The organism is Alkalihalobacillus sp. AL-G (assembly GCF_030643805.1).
Lineage (GTDB): Bacteria > Bacillota > Bacilli > Bacillales > Fictibacillaceae > Pseudalkalibacillus.
Window position 1 is genome coordinate 1,701,298 of record NZ_CP094656.1, and the last position, 17,553, is coordinate 1,718,850.

Consider the following 17,553-nt stretch of genomic DNA (forward strand, 5'->3'; position numbering starts at 1 on the left):
AATTTGCAAAATAAAACGATACTCATAACAGGCGGAACGGGTTCATGGGGCCATGAACTCGTTAAGCAATTACTTGAAAAAAAGCCAAAGGAAATTCGTATCTTTTCTAGAAACGAAGCTAGTCAAGTCCATATGCAGCACGAGTTCGATAACGATTCAAGGCTCACGTTCATTATCGGTGATATACGTGAGTATGCAGGTCTAGCAAAAGCAACAAAAGGCGTAGATTACATTTATCATCTAGCAGCACTGAAACATGTACCGATTTGCGAGCACCAACCCTATGAGGCATTGAAAACAAACGTACTTGGTACACAACATGTAATCGAGGCTGCAATTGAAAATAACGTTGAAAAGGTCATTTATATATCGACCGATAAAGCAGCGAATCCATCTAACTTTTACGGCATGACTAAAGCGATTGGTGAAAAATTGATTATTTATGCCAATTTGCTAAGTTCGACCACGAATTTTGTTTGTGTAAGGGGTGGAAATGTCCTTGGTACGAACGGCAGCGTCATTCATGTGTTTAAACGACAGATCAATCAAAAGGGCGAAATCAGGATTACTGATAAGAGGATGACCCGTTTTTTCTTGACATTACATGACGCGATTAAATTGTTATTTAAAGCAACCTATGAAAGCAGAGGCGGTGAAATTTTCGTAATGAAAATGCCGACTTGTAAAATAATTGATTTAGCAAAGGTCTTAATTAATGAGTCGGAAAAGCCAGATGTAGAAATTGTCGAGACAGGTATTCGTCCAGGAGAAAAATTACACGAAATTCTTCTATCGGAGTATGAAAGCAATACCACGGTCTACTTTGATGAAGAATACTTTGTGATTTTACCAACAATCAAGATTGGAGAATTACACAAATACTACAAGCCATTTAAAAAAATCGATCTCCATAGTTACAGCTCTAATGAAGCATTAATGACGACCGGGGAAATTAAGGTGATGCTGAAAAAAGGTGGTTTCCTGTCATGAAAGTCCTGGTGTTAGGAGGAAAAGGAATGGCGGGTCATATGGTCGTCGACTATTTGATCCGAAGCACCGACTACGAAGTTGAATATACACATCGTAATTCAGAAGAACAAAACGGTATTTACCTCAACGCTTCAAATTTTAAAGCAATGGATCAGGTTATCTCATGTTTTAAGCCCAATGTAATTGTCAATTGTATTGGTATATTAAATGAAAAGGCATCGGAAAAACGTATGGAGGCTATCATAGTAAACAGTTTTCTCCCTCACTATCTATCTCAAAAATTATCCGAAACCGGAGGTAAATTGATTCATATTAGTACCGACTGTGTTTTTAGCGGGAAGGATGGTAATTATACAGAGAATTCGACAACCGATGGCAATACGATATATGCAAAGACAAAGGCACTCGGAGAAGTGACGGGTAAACCACACTTGACAATCCGAACATCAATTATTGGCCCGGAATTGAAAAATGGGATTGGATTATTTCACTGGTTCATGAAGCAATCAGGTCAAGTCAATGGGTTTGTAAATGTTCTTTGGAATGGTGTAACGACACTGGAACTAGCAAAAATAATCCATAAAGTAATCGAGGAAGACGTGTATGGTCTCTATCATTTAACAGCGGCTGAAATCATTTCCAAACATAATTTACTAAGCAAGATCAAGGAAGCTTTCAGTAAAGAAGAAATAACAATTCATCCGGTTGACGTACCAGTATGTGATCGTACGCTCGAAAATACGAGAGACGATGTCCGTTTCGTAACACCTCAATATGATGAAATGCTTGTCGAATTACGAGATTGGATTAATGAAAATGAGTGGAGATAAACAAACGATCGTGATCACAGGAGCTACCGGTTTCACAGGTCTTCATGCTTGTCGTTATGCACTAGATTCAGGGATGCATGTCGTAAGTATTGGGAGAACACCGTGTAAAATAAACCCTTCCATCACAAATCTGGAATGTGATATTACCAATCTTGATCAGGTATCAAGTTGTATAAAGGATATGAAACCCGATTACATTCTTCATCTCGCCGGTTGCAATAATGTAAAACACTCTTGGACGGACCCGTTACAATTTTTGGAAACGAATGTACTTGGTACCGCTAATCTTCTCGAATCAATCCGTACGCATGCCCCGTATGCGAGAACAGTCATCATCGGTTCTGCACTTGAATATTCCCTTAAAAAAAATGAAAAACCAATACATCCCTATAGTTTAAGTAAAACTCTCCAAATTCTTCTTACAGAAGGCTGGAATGATTTATTCTCAATGGATCTAGCCATTGTCAGACCGTCAAACCTGATTGGTCCTGGTCCGTCTTTTGGAATTTGTTCAAAGATCGCTGCCGAAATTGTTCAATCTGAACGAAATTTTGGGTCTGTAAATCTTCAAATCCAAAATATGTGGACACAATGTGATTTTGTCGATGTCAGGGATGCTGTTCGGGCTTACTTTAAGATACTACAGAGCAATACGGATATTGACCATTTTGAAATTGGTTCAGGCATGAGTAGAAGATTAGAGGATTTGATTGATGAGTATAAAAAACTGACATCGCGTCCTTTTTCAATTTTAGAGCAGGTCCGGAAGGAAACTACTGAAATCAGGCTTGATTTAGTCCCGATACAAACCCTTGGATGGTGTCCTCACTATACGATCCAACAGTCTTTACAGGATATTCTATCTTATCAAAGATCCATCAATGCAAACTGAATTTTCTAAAATAAATAAATGAAGCGAGGTATGGAAAGGTGAACGGACTTGATCCAAAAATAAGTGTTATTATCCCTTTTTACAATTGTTCGTTCGTACATGAAGCTATCGAAAGTGTTCTTAATCAAACCTACAAAAACATTGAGATTATTGTTATTGATGATGGTTCAAAGATAAATACTGAAAGATTGAAACCTTACATGAACAAAGTCTCTTATTTTTATCAAGAGAATGGTGGTACGGCATCAGCTTTGAATCAAGGCATAAAACGATCGACTGGTGACTTCATTGCATGGTTAAGCTCTGATGATGTTTTTTTACCGGAAAAACTAGAAAAACAAGTAGATTTTATGATAAAAAGCAACTCGGATCTCGTTTATACAAATTTCTCTTTAATCAATGCAAGAAGTGAGATCATAAGAGAAAATGTCGGATTGATCCTTCATGACCGGGTACGTTTTTTGAAACAATTGCAAAAAAGCTGCCCGATTAATGGGAGTACAATACTTGTAAAAAAGGAAATCATCCCTCAAGTCGGGTGGTTTGATAGTGAATTAAAATATACTCAGGATTATGATATGTGGATTCGGATATCTGCTAAGTTCAAGGTAAGCGTCTTGGATGAAACCGTATTACATTATAGAATTCATGACAATATGGGCTCTAAACGTTTTACAGAGGACCAGTGGAAAGAAATTAAATTGGTACAGGAAAAATATCAGGGGATGCTGTCAAGACTTATTCATATAGAAGAAAAGGGGTTACGATCAAAAAGTAATGATAAGAAGGTGTAACGCACAATGTTCAATGGAAATCCAATAAAAATAGGTAAAAGAAAAGTTGATATTAGTATTATTATCCCGACCTTCAATAAGTTTCCTCAAAATTTGTTTACCCTCTTTTCATTAGAAAAACAAAATTTTAAAATGTCGAAATTTGAAGTGATCGTGGTTGATGACGGATCAACAGACACAACCGACAATATTCCAAAGCAATATCAATTTCCTTTTGAATTTAAATACATTAAGTGCAAGAAAAACATTGGCAGAGCAGCAGCACGAAACCTTGGGATACGTCAAGCGAACGGTAAAGTGTTAATCTTTTTAGATGCTGAGATCATAGTAGAACCTGACTTTTTAGATATTCATTATACACATCATCAAAAAAACTCGAATCTAGTCGTATCAGGTATTATGACAATGAATGCATTATATTCTGTATTATTTCCAGACTTTTCAATCGAACAATTGAATCAATTCGAGACTCAAATAAAGCATTTCCCAGAATATCAAGCAAAGTATGAAGTATTTAAAAAACAACAAAAAAGAACGTTATTGATTGATAGGAATGATATACATTCCGGAAAATATAAGAATCTAGCAAGTACTACACTATACGAAGAGTTTTATAGAAGAGTAATCCTATCAAATTATGGATTTGATTTACAAGGCTATCGGATTCCTTGGCAATTGTTTGGAACGGGACATGTTTCCGTATCTAAGCGCGCTATTGAACAGGTAGGATTGTTTAAAGAATATAGCGGGTATGGATGGGATGATTGTGAGATGGGCTACCGTCTCTATAAGAATGGAGCGACATTCACAAGTGATGAAAACCTGATCAGTTATCATCAGGAACATCCAGTATCTGCTGTAAATCACCATCAATCAAAACAGAATTATTACTTGTTTCAAGAGACGTATAAAGAAATCGATCAAATGATCATTTCCCTCACCTTTCTTCCGGTACCAAAAAACCTTCATGAAGTCAATCAACTATTAACTAATTATCAAATGCTGTGTAATGAATTTCCTGATCAATTTTCCATCACTAAACGTGTGTTTTCAGAGATGCTTCGTAAAATTGGATGGATAGCTAAAAAAAATTCTCTTTTTACAAACCTCTGTACAGTGAGTGATTCAGAAAAGAAAGAATTAGAATTGGAAATACAAATGCTTAAAAAGCTGAAACGATTTAGCTTGTTTATTCAATGCTTTGAAGAACTTCAACAGTTGTAAGCGATGACTATCGAGTTTAACAAGTTGATTTCATGGAATCAGGTGCACTATGTAACAGTGGCGAGTCGAGCATAATCGGAAAGGAGGTACGGACTAGTGAAAATTACCTTTGTAGCCATAACACTTTGCAAAGGCGGAGCACAGAGAATGCTGGTGGAGTTGGCAAATGGCATGGCAAATAATGGCCATGATGTAGCATTTATAATGCCGCCTCAGGGTGTGATCGAGTATCCGGTTCACGTAAAGGTGATTCGTTCAAACGGGGTGAATATAACAGCACAGGAAATCCCTATCAGTGATGTGATCATATCCAATTACTATTCGCTTATTAATATATGTAATCAAGCTAACCAGTTAGGGAAAGGAGTCCATATCCGGATAAGTCTATGTTATGAACCTGTCTTTCTTCCGGACCATGAGGCATCCTTCAAAAGCTACCATCAAAGTAATAATTTAATTGTTCTATCAAACTGGCAAAAAGAATTAATTAAGTTAAACCACGGTATTGAAGGAGAAATTGTGCCAGTAGGAATTAGTAAGACGTTCCAGAACACAGGGGGTAAAAGTAACGTAAAAAGGCTTCAGGTTAGTGGAATACTCCGGATCCCTGAAGGTGGGTATTCATGGCATAGGGAGCAAGAGTATTTAATTCAGACATTTACCGCTTTAAAACATAAATATCCTCGATGCACATTTAATGTTATCACTCCCCCAAATGAATTACAAAGTTCTCCAATTCTAAGAAAAACCCATTCGAACCGTCTATTCAATTCACTTACACCTCACGACGACATCAGTTTAAATCAATACCTTAATAACACGGATATTTTTGTAAGTTCCTCCACCTACGATACAGCCTCTCTACCTGGACTTGAAGCAATGAAATGTGGTGCCGCTCTCGTAACCGTTTATTCAGGTGGTAATATGGAATACTGCAGGAATGGACAAAATTGTTTACTTTCCTATCGTCATGAAAACAAGCTTATAGAGCATGTTTCGGCATTAATAGATCAACCGCAGCTTCGGGAAAGGATTGCACGGGAAGGTGAAAAAGAAGCAGTAAAATGGACTTGGCAAAGAAGTGTTTTAAAGTTCGAACAAGCTATACAGAAATTCATGAATAGGAGGTAGAGTGATGTCAAGCATTCCACATGGCGGGAAGTTAGTCACACGATTTGTTCCGACTTCTCTAGATCAGCTTAAAGAATTGAACACATTGGAAATAACTCAATCTGAATTATCTGATCTTGAGTGTATTGGTACCGGCGCTTACAGTCCTTTAGAAGGATTTATGAATCAATCAGATTATCAAAATGTGTTAAAACAGATGAGGTTGGGAAACGGTTTTATCTGGCCGCTGCCCATTACATTATCTGTTCCTGGACATGTATCAACCGATATTTCTGCCGGAAAGAGGGTCGCCTTGACATTTGAAGGTGACAGATATGGGGTCATCGATATTGAAGAAGTTTACGAGGTGGATCTTTTCAGTGAAGCTCAGTTGATTTACGGAACAACCGAGCTTGAACATCCAGGGGTAGCAAAGCTTTTTGCTCGCTCACCATTTTATGTAGGAGGGAAAGTAACACTGATTAAAAGACTTCCATCTTCTTTTCCTGCTCACATATTCACACCTCAAGAAACAAGGAATCGATTTATTCAAAAAGGATGGAACACCATTGTCGGTTTTCAAACTAGAAATCCTGTTCACAGAGCACATGAATACATTCAAAAGGTTGCACTTGAACAGGTTGACGGATTATTCCTTCACCCGCTTGTAGGGGAGACAAAATCAGAAGATGTCCCCGCCTATGTTCGAATGAAATGTTATCAAACGCTGCTGAAAAATTACTATCCAGCGGATCGTTCTATGTTAGGAGTCTTTCCCGGAGCTATGAGGTATGCAGGACCTAGAGAAGCGTTGTTTCATGCACTTGTTCGTAAAAACTATGGTTGTACGCACTTCATAATAGGAAGAGATCATGCTGGAGTAGGAGATTATTACGGAACGTATGATTCACAGAACATTTTCAACCTATTTTCGGAACAAGAATTAGGGATTGTTCCGGTTAAACTTGAACATAGTTTTTATTGTATGAAATGTGAGCAAATGACTTCGAAGAAAACCTGTCCTCATGATAACGAGCAACACATCCATCTGTCTGGCACAAAGGTACGTAAGATGCTCAGGGAAGGAAACGTTCCTCCTTTCTATTTTAGCAGACCGGAAGTCGTTGAAATCCTACTCGAATACTATCATGAACACAAGGGTTGACGATTACATTGATAAGCTTAGAAATTTTGATCACCTATTCAGTGATCTTCGTTATGTTCTTGTTTTTGGTTATGAACTGGTATAGTGCTGAAATTGTGATCCTAAGTGTAGTGATGATATTGGTGTGGACAGGAATTATTTCGCTCTCAGAAGCCTTTGTCGGTTTTACGAATGAAGCAACGCTGACGATTGCAGCTCTGTTCGTCATTATGACAACCATCCAAAAACACCCCTCCTTTTCAAAAGTGACCGGGTTAGTGTTTGGAGGAAAACAGACACTCCGAGGCGGTTTATCACGTATGATGGTGGTGACAGCAGGTGTCTCTGGTTTTATGAATAATACTCCCCTTGTTGTTTTATTAACTCCTATTGTAAAAAAGTGGTGTAAGAAACATTCAATCTATCCTTCAAAACTATTGATTCCTCTTTCCTATGCAGCAATTATCGGCGGAATGTGTACATTAATCGGGACTTCAACAAACCTTGTCGTGCATACACTTATGTTAAAGGAAGGATTTACAGGTTTTACTGTTTTTGAACTTGCGTTAATAGGTGTTCCGATTTTCGTATTTGCCTTAATATATATGACCTTGTTAGGTCATCGGCTGCTGCCTGATTATCCAGGAAATTATTCCGATGTAAAGGAATACCCGCAATTTTTCGTGGAAGTACAGGTAAACGAAGATTATCCACTTGTTGGTAAAACGATTAAGGAAGCAGGACTGCGGACTTTAAAACGAGGTTATGTGATGGCCATTCTTAGGCAAGGTGAGTGTCTGTTTCCGGTTTCGTCCCAACAGATCATTAAGAAGTCCGATCACTTGTTGTTTGTTGGGGATACATCTTGTGCTGAAGAAATTAATCAGTTTACTGGACTTACAGTTGAAAAAATAGGTTATGAGTTTACCTATTTCGGTAATGACTACAAATTTGTTGAGGCTGTTGTTCCACAGCACTCCGAATTCATCACGAACAAGATTCGCGATTTAAACTTTCGATCAAAATATGACGGGGTCGTTGTAGCTGTTTATCGGAATGGAACACGTATTAATGAAAAGATTGGCACGATTCGTTTAAAGGCAGGGGATATGCTTTATATATTAACATCAGACAATTCGTCTCTCCCTATGCGTGCATCAGGAAACTTAATATTACTTACGAATCACTCGTCTTCAAAAGGAGTATCTTTAAGAGATTGGATTCCTGTAACAGTATTCGGGCTGATGATCACATGCGTAGCGTTAGGGGTACTCCAGATTACACAAGCAGCCATTACAACTGTCATCCTTTTTCTATTATTACGGTTTACAACATTTGAAGAGGCGAAGGATTCTATAAAATGGGAAGTTCTATTCATAATCGGTGGAGCATTCGGGATAGCAGAAGCATTGATAAACTCAGGAGCAGCGGAGCATGTGGCCAATAGCCTTTTATTTGGATTTGGGAATTCCGGTCCAATTGCACTTTTGGTCATGGCGTATTTGATCACCAATTTACTTACGGAATTGATTACGAATAATGCGGCTGCGGTAATTGTGTTTCCGATTATCATGACGATCGTAAACGAATTTTCATTCAATCCAGAACCGTTTGCTGTAGCGATTGCAATTGCATCTTCAGCAAGTTTCGCAACCCCGATCGGTTATCAGACAAATCTACTCGTTTACAGTTCTGGGCAATACAGGTTCTCAGACTTTCTAAAAATAGGATTACCATTAAATATCGTTTGTTTTATTACATCAATCATCATGATTCCTTTATTTTGGCCATTAACATGAGGAGGACCTTGACATGACCTCAAATCTTTTTTGGCATCGTCAAGATGTACCGAAGAAAGCAAGACAGCTCTTACACGGACATAAAAGCTTCATCATTTGGTTCACAGGATTATCAGGATCAGGGAAATCAACAATCGCGAATCGCCTGGACCGAGCTCTATACAGGGAGTCTGTTTCAACATATTTATTGGATGGAGACAATATCCGGATAGGCTTGAATAAAGATTTAAGCTTCCAACAAAAAGACAGAGAAGAAAATATACGGAGGGTGGGCGAAGTTGCCCGCTTATTTGTGGATGCTGGGATTGTAGTCCTTGCAACTTTTGTCTCTCCTTATTTAAAGGATCGTGAATTTGTTCGGAACCTAGTTAAAGAAAGTGAATTTTTAGAGGTTTATGTAAAGTGCAATCTTGAAACATTAAAATCAAGGGATCCGAAAGGCTTATATAAAAGAGCATTAAAAGGTGAGATTAAAAATTTCACTGGAATATCAGACCCATATGAACCGCCTGTGGATCCGGAGATTACAGTCGACACCAACGTGATGTCACCGAATGCCTGTGTGAAACAGATAATGAAATATTTATATAGAAATGGATATTTACCAAAACCAAAGTAAATGAGCTGACGTTAAAGCAGCGAACAACAGGGATTTTCGATACTTATATGTCAGCCCACACAGGATGTTCAGTTTTTATGATAATTGGTCCGGCTTCCAGGTTACTCTTCCACAGGACTTACACCCTCTGGTCCTTTTTGAGCCTAGAAGGGTCACCTTCTTTTGCTGATTCCTTCTACGACGTTTCACTTGTTTATATAATTCGATTACATCTTCTTTTTTCATGCGATCACCTCAGCGTTCAAGTTAATCCATTTTATTCGCACAAGAAAATTATGGTGTTTTATTTTTGAAAAATGGATTAATGACCCTTGTGTCCTTATGATTTTTCCTTGGTTTAAAAGGGTCGAATCGGGTAGATTGCGAGGCGTGTTTGTGTTTAAAGGGGTTGATGGTTTCCGTCTGCTCATGTTGTTTTGTTTTATAATGAGGTGGAGATGTCGGCCATTCTGCATTTAACTGGTATGATGCAAAACTAGGATTGATCGGGGTCAATACAATTTGCAACAAACTTTTGTATTTCTCTACAGGGATTGACGAAATATCGTTCGGTGAATTGTTATTGAACATTTGAAGGATCACGTAACAGATCCATTCCATTTTACTTTTTTCACCCAATTTCATATATACTTTTACTTCATCAGAAAATTCGGGTACCGATATTCCTTTGTAAACCCATTCTTTTGTATTTCTGAACGGTCCATTATTCGGATTGAATGAAATCGTTTTTCCTGCGGTTTCGATCGTTAACAGATGTTTATAGGAATCTATATGAAAAACAGATAATGTAGGGTTGTTCTCAAATTTTTCAGTCGTAATGTTAATCCCGGTATGTGTAAGAAGCTGGTTAAGACGTATGGATTCTCTCCTATCTAAACCAATTACTCTTAATGAGATATTTATGAATCTACCAACGAACTCTCCTGATTGTTCCTCCCAGCTCAGTCCCCAAAAATGAACGATGCTTTTCAGATTCTGGAATTCTTCTATCGTTAATTGACAAATCTCTCTTCTATTAAAAACCACTGGATACATAACCTTCCCTCCCTAAAAATAGGCATTAATCTTTGTGTCATTAGCCGTTGTATTCCCATAGTATGTATTGAATCTTCAGTTCATGATGAAGAAAGGAAGGGAAACTATGAGTTCTAAAAAGCACAACATACCTAAAGCTTCAAACAGCTTACAGGATGAGTGTATACGCGTTCAAAAAGTGTACGACTGGGTAACCGATGCACTTACCGTTCGTAAGACGGTTCAATTTACCCGCGATCAGCTTGAATGCATTGAAGAAGCAATGGAAGACCCAAGCCGTCGCCCATTACGTCTAATTTGCAAAGCTCCAAAAACTCCGCCAATTTTCCCTCTTCATAATAATCACGGTGATAAAATTGATGAAGAAGGATTCATTTGTGAGCAAGTTGGAGAAAAGCGTGATGTAACGGTTTCTACAAACGGGGGCTTTGCAGATGCACAGCTTGTCGATTTGTTGTTTAGCGCAGACTTGAAGATACTAGTTGTAGATCGTCATGGCGATGTCGTTACTCATATAAATGTTAACGCATCAGTCTTTGAATCGTTCGTCCTTTGCTTCCCAGATGGAACGGATTTATTCTGTAAGGTTTCTAAAATCTTTTGCAGAATCCCATCTGGAACTGTGCTGCTGAATACGCCTGCTCCTGAGGAGTTTTCAGTAGAGGTTACATTCTGTATCGACATCCAAGTCGAGGCTGAGGTGAAACTGGAAGTGCTGGCGAAATTCTGCTCACCTCGAGACAATGATTTGATTGCTCCTATATCGGGGATTGATCAATGTCCGAGAGTTGATTTCCCGCAACAATGTCCAGATATCTTCCCAAGGCCAAATTGCGACTGTTCTGCCGAAGGCGAAGCAAGCGGCTTAACAGGTAGTGATGCAACGGAACAAGGTCGTTTGGCAGTACTTGTAAACATCTGCCCGAATTGTAGCCTAGTCGACAGTGTACTCCGTGCAAGCTTTAATGATCAGGATAATAGTGACGGGGATCGTGATTTCAACTTCACGGCAACGAGCTTCGATCAGGATACACTTTGCTGTGAGGACCACAAAGATGCCGTGAAATTGATCGTTAGTGGTGAAGGCAGAGTAGACGGTAGGAAAGTCGACTTCAACTTTGCTGCAGTGGATGATAATTCAGGTACTCAATTCCAGCTTCAACTAATCAACCATAAGGGTAAGACGATTTTTGACTCAGGAGTCGTTCAAGCTGATGAAGGTGAAATAGAAGTTGAAGATTGTGTTACATTCGACGATCTGAAGTTTAAGAAGGTTTAATAAAAAACAAGTGGAGCGAGGTACCTCGCTCCACTTTATTAAAATTTAATCTAAGAGTCAGGTCTATATTTATAGAAGGTCCGTTTGCTCTCATTGTACGGATCCGATATTTCTTCTTGAGCCTTTGAATTAAGTTGGAAAATACGTCGATCTCTGTTAGAGATAGGTTTATCATTGTCGAAATAATCATAGCTCCATTTTATTTTAATTTGTTTATGGTGCCCATTTTGTTTCAACATTTGCTTATAATGACGTACGATTTCCATTCCATAGAGAGTTGTTTCGCTATTCAATTTATGCAATATTTTACTTATTTTTTTAACTCCTGAAAAATGAAAAAATCGGAGTGGAACCCCATTTACCAAATACATATTGTCTTGCTTTGCAATGTTTCTTTCGAACAGATTCCAATTTGCAACATTGTATCCTGGGTGCTTTAACGTATGGACTTGATCAAAGAAAACTGGGACTAGGTCTACCCATTTTTGTTCATTGAAAAGACCACGAGCTGGATCGGTGTAACAAAATTGCCTTAGCCGATCTGACCACCAATCAATGAACTCTTTTGCATATTTGGATCGTTTAATAGCTAGGAATCCTGTATTGAATATCCCAGTTGACATAATTGCGAGTTCATCATTAATTGAACCATTTCCACTTGGATATAAGAGATGGGGGGTTAATACAATGGAATATGATTTAAGTGCTTCCGACACTTCAAAGAATGGACTAAAGACTTGTGTATCCGCATCCAGATATACAAAGCTGTTTTCTTTTGGGTATTTTTGATACGCATAACGAAATAATTGTCCTTTACATGATCCGGATGCTTCATATTGATTATATTTGAATATGGTTTGGTTAAATCTCTCAATCCCGATATCATTCGCAAGAACAACTTCATCAAAACTACTATGATATGAATTTATTGTTGATGGCAATTCTTTTTCAAGTAAACAAACAATAAACTTACTACCGGGCATTAGTTGTTTAATCGATTCTCCAAGGATTGACGCCAATGCTAGATGGTTCGAACAAACGATTGTAGAAAAGAGCATAGTTTAACGACTCCTTCGTTTGCGGGTATGATTTTGATGATATCTCCGGTTTTCTCTTTGTGGAAAAAGTTTACGATATTCATTTAATTCTTCAAGGTATGTGTTAACGATTCTATACATTACGCTATCTTTATTTGATTTTTCAGCTAGCAAGTTTACATGAGAAAAATTAAAGAAACGAAAAGGCTCACCATTGGCGAAATAATGATTATTTTTAGACGTGATTCGACGCTCATTCAGATTCCAGATTGCAATATTGTAACCATAATGCTTGAGTATTTTTATTCCATCAAATAAGACTAAGGCAGAGGTCAACCACCTTTGGTCTGTATAAAACCCTGTCACGGAATCAATATAGGCGTCTTGTTTCGAACGTTGGTTCCACCAGTTGAGAAATTGTTCAGTTATACCAGAGCGCTTTATACCGATAAATCCCCCATTGAACACACCGACCCTCAATATTTCAATTTCCGCATTCTCTTCCCAAATGTTATGGTGGAGTGCAGGCGGGGAGAGAAAGTGCGGGGTGAAAATGATAGAATTTGTTTTGAATGATTGCTCCACCTCAGGGAGCGAAGAAAAAACTTGAATGTCGGGGTCAATATAGATAAAAAACCGCTCACTAATATATTTGTTATATACATATGTGAGAAGCGGAGCTTTACTAGCACAGGCTACCTCGTATTGGTTGTATTTATGGATTTTTTGCTTAAAGTTTTCAATTTTTATGTTTTTTCTCAGTACGATTTCATCAAAGTCTTGGTCACTCTTGAGTTCTGATGGAAAGTCTTCTTCAACTAGGCATATGATAAGTTTGCTTCCGGGTATGTTTTGTTTAAGCGATTTTGAAAGTACTTTGGTTTGTGCTAATTGATCTAAACAAATAGATGTACAGAATATCACATGAAACACCAAACTTTACTATATTTTTTAAATATCAGTCTTTTAAAATACACAATGATATTATCCACCAAGGGCGACATACTTCAATTTGAGGGATCGAACAGCTGTAGGATCAATACAATTTCGCGCATCAACAATTAAATTTCCTCTCATATGTTGCTTTACTTTTTTCCAATCTGCATGTGTAAATTCATTACAGTCCGTTGCGATTATTAGTACGTCTGATTCAATTACAGAATCATAGAGGTTATCATAGTATATAAAGGATGGAGACTCTGGATTTGCCATCGGATCGTAGCCTTTAATTATTGCTCCTTGTTCAATTAGTTTCTCGATAAGTCTAATTGATGGAGAGTCTCTTAGATCGTCGGTATTTGATTTGAATGATAATCCCCATACCGTTATAACTAAGTTACGTACACTACCCAGCTCCGTTTCGATCTTTTTGATATAGAGATCCACTTGAGAATTATTCGTTTCCTCGACTGCATGCAACAATGGGAGCTTAACACCTTTGTCGTTGGCAGCATAACAAAGTGATTTGATATCTTTAGGTAAACAGTAGCCACCATAACCAATCCCTGCTTTTAAGAAGTGAGGTCCGATTCTGGGGTCGGTACCGATTGCATCAGCAACCGTATTTACATTCGCTCCAAAAGCATCACATACCTTGGCGATTTCATTAATAAATGAAATTTTTGTAGCAAGAAAGGCATTCGAGGTATATTTGATTATTTCAGCACACACTGGAGTTGTGAAGAAATAGGTTGATGGGGTATAGTCATATAGTTTCCGAATAAGTTCAAGGTGTTCTGGTTGGTCACCTCCGACTACTATTTTATCCGGATGAAGTAGATCATCAAGCGCGTTCCCCTCTCTTAAGAATTCAGGGTTAGAGATGATTGAGAACTTCTCTTTATTTACACCCAATTCTATTAAACTATTTTTCATACTGTCGTTTGTACCAGGTGGAACCGTACTTTTTATAATGATTACTTTCGGTTGATCGAATGTTTCAGCCAAATCTGATATAACCTGATTTACATAGGATAAGTCGGTCTGACCATTTTCACAAGATGGTGTTCCAACCGCAATGATGATTACTTCATTCTTATGCATTCCTAGTTGTGTATCTGTTGAAAAGGATAGACGATTGTCGGAAATTTCCTTTTGAATAAGTTCTTCTAGTCCATTTTCATGGAATGGACAGAGCCCTTTTGATAATTGCAAAATTTTATTTTCATTGGTATCCACGCAGGTAACATTATGTTTAAACTGTGCTAAGACAGCACCTGTTGTTAATCCTACATAACCACACCCAACCACACATATGTTCATTTAAAACACTCCCGTTAACCAAATAAAGATTTCTGAACTTCTATATTCTATTTCTGTGTGATTGTTAGCGTGATATGAGAGGCTGCTCGTTTATAGGAAGTACAAGCCTCATTTTTCACTAGCAACTCACTTTGTACGAATAATGGAATAAGCTATACCAAGTCAATGGAAGGAGGATCGTTCCTTGGTCAAAAAAGCAATTATTCCTGCAGCAGGATATGGTACCAGAAGTTTGCCCGTTACAAAGGTTTTGCCAAAAGAAATGTTTCCGATCAATGGAAAGCCATCTATCCACTACATTGTTGAAGAAGCGGTTGAATCAGGAATTGAAGAAATACTTATAGTCGTTTCTAAATATAAAAACATGATCGTCGATTATTTTGATGTTTCATTAGAACTTGAAGCATTTTTGGAAGCGCGTAATAAATCGTTTTTATTAGAAAAAATGTCATTGCCTGAGGTCCATATACAATATGTCCGACAGCCCTATGCTCGGGGGCTTGGTGACGCAATTTTACTTGGGAAATCATTTGTTGGGAATGAACCATTTGCTGTACTTCTTCCCGACGACATTATAATCAACAATGATATCTGTGCGACCAAACAGCTTATCAACCTTTATGAATACGAAAATTCTCCTATTGTTGCATTGAAATATATTCAAGATAAATGGCTGCATAAATATGGAGTGATCGACGGGGTGGAGAAGGACAAAGGGGTATTCCAGTTGCGATCAATTGTGGAAAAGCCAAAATCGACTCCTCCTTCAAATCTGGCAGTAATGGGAAGGTATATATTAACACCTGATATTTTTCCGATTCTTAAAAATGTTAAACCGGATGAATATGACGAGGTCCAATTGACGGATGGAATCCTTGACCTTTTATCACAGAGGATTTGTTATGGATTTGAAATTGAGGGTGAGCGGTTTGATATAGGGTTTGAGGACGATTATCTACAACTGCTTCAGTATATGAAAGAAAATCATTTTTCGGGTTAGAGGGTCTATATAACACGTATGGAAGATTTTCAGCTAGATGTATGGTGGACGAAGATTAAAGATCAAATTTACAATATTAAGTGAAATAAGGCCCAGCTCGTAAAGGCTTGGCCTTTTAAGTTTTTTTGCAAGTTAAGAAAGCATGAAACTTTCCCCTAAGATGTCTACATTCACCAGCCCCTCAAATTATGTTAGACCCATTGCGATGACGACGACAGCCTCCCCTTTGGCCTTCCATTGTTCTTCCTGGCTGTTCAGGCGCTTCCGTTTTTCATAAGCGTGCGAAATCGAAAGTTATTGTAAAGACTTTATACTTTTCTACATAAGATAAGGATATATGCCCTTTTTTAAACACGTATTGGTAGGAGGGGACTAGATGAATTCTCAAAAAGAGCTTAGTTATGACCGGTTAGCTTCACGAACAAAATATTATCAAGAAAAATCACTCCAGCTCGAGAAAAAGCTGTTATTTGCAGAGGATCAAATAGAGCAGCTTGAAACAAAATTAAAGGATGCATTAGAGAATGACGAGCTCCAACAAGAGCTAGAGAAAACGACGAAGCAATTGAACGAACATAAGCAGGAGGTGATACGCCTTACAGAACAGTTATCTGAAACGAATTTGCATACTATGGAAAGCCGTGTTTTAGCATTTGAGGAATTATTAGAATCTGTAGAAAAAGAAATCAATGAAAAAGACAAACAAATTGAGTCGTATCGAAATAAAATTAAAAGTCTAGAAAAGCGGGCTAAAGTACAAAACCAAACTGAGCAAATACCGGATGATTTTACGACTGAAAATATTGAGAAAGATGATTTGTTCCTCTCAGCCTATTTCAATTATAGCCTGATTTGTAAAGAAGAAAATTCTTATGTGATACATGGCAGCTTTCACTTAATGAACAATGGGAAGACACAATTGGAAAATCCACTAGTCTGCTTTCGGTTCCAACCGATTGATTATACGAAACTTAAGGGGAAAATCAGCTCGATGGACCATACTCCAACGGAGGAAAAATCCGATACGTTGCAATGGGTTTATTTGGAGAATGACTGGGCGAAGGATGCGCTGACGAGAGGTGAAATTTGGATTGCTCCAATGTACGACCTTACAATCCCAGTAAACCAATCCATAACAATCACCGACTTTCAAATTCCTATCCAAAAACAATTTGAAGACAGTATAACGATAGAAGGTTTTGTTTATTTCCCTAATCAGGAGTATCGGGCAAGGGCGGTTAATCAAATTGCCTTGAATTTTTAGGGCTCACAGGATGTGAGTCAGTTCGACGTTGTTACAAGACATCTAATAGTGTACATCAATGCAGTTTTGCGCCGAGTAACCGCAGGCGCAGGACGTAACGTACTTAGTCGAACTTCATTAACAAGATGATACGTTTACTTTTCAAATTGTATCCAAATTTAGGTTTTACATTTTTGAAAGGGGGGTATATAAATAGTAAAAAAGCATGAGGTGGGTGATACGATGGGATATGTACCTCCTAGCATACCGGAGCAAAATATAATTTACGGGAGCC

At 38.0% G+C, this 17,553-nt stretch carries 16 protein-coding genes; 12 read left to right on the forward strand and 4 right to left on the reverse strand.

Annotated elements, in window-relative coordinates:
- Positions 1 to 3: 3 nt before the first annotated feature.
- From MOJ78_RS08775 to cysC, 9 genes are all read left to right on the forward strand, one after another.
- Positions 4 to 990 (forward strand): polysaccharide biosynthesis protein, encoded by a 987-nt coding sequence (locus tag MOJ78_RS08775; RefSeq protein WP_304980808.1) that lies wholly within the window; start codon positions 4 to 6, stop codon positions 988 to 990.
- On the forward strand, positions 987 to 1,820 hold the full coding sequence (locus tag MOJ78_RS08780; protein ID WP_304980809.1) for a dTDP-4-dehydrorhamnose reductase family protein: 834 nt from the start codon (positions 987 to 989) through the stop codon (positions 1,818 to 1,820). Before MOJ78_RS08775 ends, MOJ78_RS08780 begins: the two co-directional genes overlap by 4 nt.
- Positions 1,807 to 2,712 (forward strand): NAD-dependent epimerase/dehydratase family protein, encoded by a 906-nt coding sequence (locus MOJ78_RS08785; RefSeq protein ID WP_304980810.1) that lies wholly within the window; start codon positions 1,807 to 1,809, stop codon positions 2,710 to 2,712. Before MOJ78_RS08780 ends, MOJ78_RS08785 begins: the two co-directional genes overlap by 14 nt.
- A gap of 38 nt (positions 2,713 to 2,750) precedes the next feature.
- Positions 2,751 to 3,506: a glycosyltransferase gene (locus tag MOJ78_RS08790; RefSeq protein WP_304980811.1), complete on the forward strand. Its 756-nt coding sequence runs from the start codon at positions 2,751 to 2,753 to the stop codon at positions 3,504 to 3,506.
- A gap of 6 nt (positions 3,507 to 3,512) precedes the next feature.
- The gene (locus MOJ78_RS08795; protein WP_304980812.1) at positions 3,513 to 4,730 is read left to right on the forward strand and encodes a glycosyltransferase family 2 protein; all 1,218 of its coding nucleotides are present in this window, start codon (positions 3,513 to 3,515) and stop codon (positions 4,728 to 4,730) included.
- A 96-nt stretch (positions 4,731 to 4,826) separates the two neighbouring features.
- Positions 4,827 to 5,861, forward strand: coding sequence for a glycosyltransferase family 4 protein (locus tag MOJ78_RS08800; RefSeq protein WP_304980813.1), 1,035 nt, complete (start codon positions 4,827 to 4,829; stop codon positions 5,859 to 5,861).
- A 4-nt stretch (positions 5,862 to 5,865) separates the two neighbouring features.
- Positions 5,866 to 7,005 (forward strand): sulfate adenylyltransferase, encoded by a 1,140-nt coding sequence (gene sat / locus MOJ78_RS08805; protein WP_370529783.1) that lies wholly within the window; start codon positions 5,866 to 5,868, stop codon positions 7,003 to 7,005.
- An 8-nt stretch (positions 7,006 to 7,013) separates the two neighbouring features.
- The gene (locus MOJ78_RS08810; RefSeq protein ID WP_304980815.1) at positions 7,014 to 8,783 is read left to right on the forward strand and encodes an SLC13 family permease; all 1,770 of its coding nucleotides are present in this window, start codon (positions 7,014 to 7,016) and stop codon (positions 8,781 to 8,783) included.
- A 13-nt stretch (positions 8,784 to 8,796) separates the two neighbouring features.
- Entirely contained in the window at positions 8,797 to 9,402 is a 606-nt protein-coding gene (cysC, locus tag MOJ78_RS08815) for an adenylyl-sulfate kinase (RefSeq protein ID WP_304980816.1), read from the forward strand.
- A 273-nt stretch (positions 9,403 to 9,675) separates the two neighbouring features.
- Here cysC and MOJ78_RS08820 read toward each other — a convergent pair whose 3' ends face one another.
- Entirely contained in the window at positions 9,676 to 10,437 is a 762-nt protein-coding gene (locus tag MOJ78_RS08820; protein WP_304980817.1) for a hypothetical protein, read from the reverse strand.
- A gap of 106 nt (positions 10,438 to 10,543) precedes the next feature.
- Here MOJ78_RS08820 and MOJ78_RS08825 point away from each other — a divergent pair, with 106 nt between their 5' ends.
- Positions 10,544 to 11,716 carry a BMQ_0737 family morphogenetic spore coat protein gene (locus tag MOJ78_RS08825; RefSeq protein WP_304980818.1) on the forward strand — a complete coding sequence of 391 codons (1,173 nt, stop codon included), beginning with the start codon at positions 10,544 to 10,546 and terminating at the stop codon, positions 11,714 to 11,716.
- Positions 11,717 to 11,766: 50 nt separating this feature from the next.
- Here MOJ78_RS08825 and MOJ78_RS08830 read toward each other — a convergent pair whose 3' ends face one another.
- From MOJ78_RS08830 to MOJ78_RS08840, 3 genes are read right to left on the reverse strand one after another with little or no spacing between them, the layout of a single operon-like run.
- The gene (locus MOJ78_RS08830) at positions 11,767 to 12,774 is read right to left on the reverse strand and encodes a glycosyltransferase (RefSeq protein ID WP_304980819.1); all 1,008 of its coding nucleotides are present in this window, start codon (positions 12,772 to 12,774) and stop codon (positions 11,767 to 11,769) included.
- Between the two features lie 3 nt (positions 12,775 to 12,777).
- Positions 12,778 to 13,677 (reverse strand): glycosyltransferase family protein, encoded by a 900-nt coding sequence (locus MOJ78_RS08835; RefSeq protein ID WP_304980820.1) that lies wholly within the window; start codon positions 13,675 to 13,677, stop codon positions 12,778 to 12,780.
- Between the two features lie 60 nt (positions 13,678 to 13,737).
- Positions 13,738 to 15,015 (reverse strand): UDP-glucose dehydrogenase family protein, encoded by a 1,278-nt coding sequence (locus tag MOJ78_RS08840; RefSeq protein WP_304980821.1) that lies wholly within the window; start codon positions 15,013 to 15,015, stop codon positions 13,738 to 13,740.
- A 184-nt stretch (positions 15,016 to 15,199) separates the two neighbouring features.
- Between MOJ78_RS08840 and MOJ78_RS08845 the strand changes: the two genes are divergently transcribed.
- Together MOJ78_RS08845 and MOJ78_RS08850 are read left to right on the forward strand one after the other, a co-directional pair.
- Positions 15,200 to 16,015 carry a UTP--glucose-1-phosphate uridylyltransferase gene (locus MOJ78_RS08845; protein ID WP_304980822.1) on the forward strand — a complete coding sequence of 272 codons (816 nt, stop codon included), beginning with the start codon at positions 15,200 to 15,202 and terminating at the stop codon, positions 16,013 to 16,015.
- A gap of 376 nt (positions 16,016 to 16,391) precedes the next feature.
- Positions 16,392 to 17,279, forward strand: a complete 888-nt coding sequence (locus MOJ78_RS08850) for a hypothetical protein (protein WP_304980823.1) — start codon at positions 16,392 to 16,394, stop codon at positions 17,277 to 17,279.
- Positions 17,280 to 17,553: the final 274 nt, after the last annotated feature.

Bases quoted from the DNA above. Each gene is read 5' to 3' on its own strand.
- MOJ78_RS08780 (WP_304980809.1), top strand. From the start codon at position 987: ATGAAAGTCCTGGTGTTAGGAGGAAAAGGAATGGCGGGTCATATGGTC.
- MOJ78_RS08785 (WP_304980810.1), top strand. From the start codon at position 1,807: ATGAGTGGAGATAAACAAACGATCGTGATCACAGGAGCTACCGGTTTC.
- MOJ78_RS08795 (WP_304980812.1), top strand. From the start codon at position 3,513: ATGTTCAATGGAAATCCAATAAAAATAGGTAAAAGAAAAGTTGATATT.
- sat (WP_370529783.1), top strand. From the start codon at position 5,866: ATGTCAAGCATTCCACATGGCGGGAAGTTAGTCACACGATTTGTTCCG.
- cysC (WP_304980816.1), top strand. From the start codon at position 8,797: ATGACCTCAAATCTTTTTTGGCATCGTCAAGATGTACCGAAGAAAGCA.
- MOJ78_RS08820 (WP_304980817.1), bottom strand. From the start codon at position 10,437: ATGTATCCAGTGGTTTTTAATAGAAGAGAGATTTGTCAATTAACGATA.
- MOJ78_RS08825 (WP_304980818.1), top strand. From the start codon at position 10,544: ATGAGTTCTAAAAAGCACAACATACCTAAAGCTTCAAACAGCTTACAG.
- MOJ78_RS08830 (WP_304980819.1), bottom strand. From the start codon at position 12,774: ATGCTCTTTTCTACAATCGTTTGTTCGAACCATCTAGCATTGGCGTCA.
- MOJ78_RS08840 (WP_304980821.1), bottom strand. From the start codon at position 15,015: ATGAACATATGTGTGGTTGGGTGTGGTTATGTAGGATTAACAACAGGT.
- MOJ78_RS08850 (WP_304980823.1), top strand. From the start codon at position 16,392: ATGAATTCTCAAAAAGAGCTTAGTTATGACCGGTTAGCTTCACGAACA.